The following is a 669-nucleotide window of genomic DNA, read 5'->3' as shown; positions in this document are numbered from 1 at the left end:
CCCGCTCACGTCCACGCCGAAGCGATCCTGTCCGCCCTCCTGGAGGCCCGTCCCGCCGGGCTGACGATAGTCCAGCTCATGGCGGCCACCGAACGCACCCGCGCGCAGGTCCACACCGGTCTCGCGCATCTGCGCAAGGTCGCCGCCGCGAAGGGCCTGCCGCCGATCACCTGGGACAGGACCTGGGGCTACCGGATGCTGGACGATGCGCCGGAGATCTGGATCGGCTACGAGCGGGCGTTCTTCGAGTCCACCCACCACCGGATCGTCAACTTCATCGAGGGCATCCTCCTCGCGCACCGCAAGAAGAGGCCCGACGACCCCTACATCCGCACGGTCATGGCGCAGATGGGCGCGATCGAGTCGACCCTGCACCTCCTCGCCAACCTGGAGTGACCTGATCCGCAGGAAGGCGACGGGCCGCGACCGCCCCGCAGTTGGCTCCCCGCACCGGTCGCGGCCCGCCACCCCGCCATGTCCCCGTCCCCGGACCTGCCCCGCTACCACTACCCGTCCGACACCAGCGACCTCGAATGGGCTCTGCTGGAAAGGCTGTTGCCGGTTCCCGCCTGCCGGACCGCCAGGGGCGGCGCTCCGGAGAAGTGGCCCCGCCGGCGCGTCGTCGACGCGATCCGCTACATCACCGACAACGGCGCGAAATGGCGGGCG

At 70.7% G+C, this 669-nt stretch carries 2 protein-coding genes; both read left to right on the top strand.

Features of this window, described 5'->3' with window-relative positions; translation table 11 throughout:
* On the top strand, positions 1 to 396 hold a 396-nt coding region (locus IE312_RS33320), incomplete at its 5' end, for a RacP protein (RefSeq protein WP_229900732.1).
* Positions 397 to 474: 78 nt separating this feature from the next.
* Positions 475 to 669: transposase (locus IE312_RS33315; protein ID WP_189985963.1), on the top strand; the 195-nt coding region annotated here is incomplete at its 3' end.

The organism is Streptomyces capoamus (assembly GCF_014654935.1).
Lineage (GTDB): Bacteria > Actinomycetota > Actinomycetes > Streptomycetales > Streptomycetaceae > Streptomyces > Streptomyces capoamus.
Note: the sequence above shows the minus strand (reverse complement) of the source record. Positions and strands in the feature narration are given on the sequence as shown.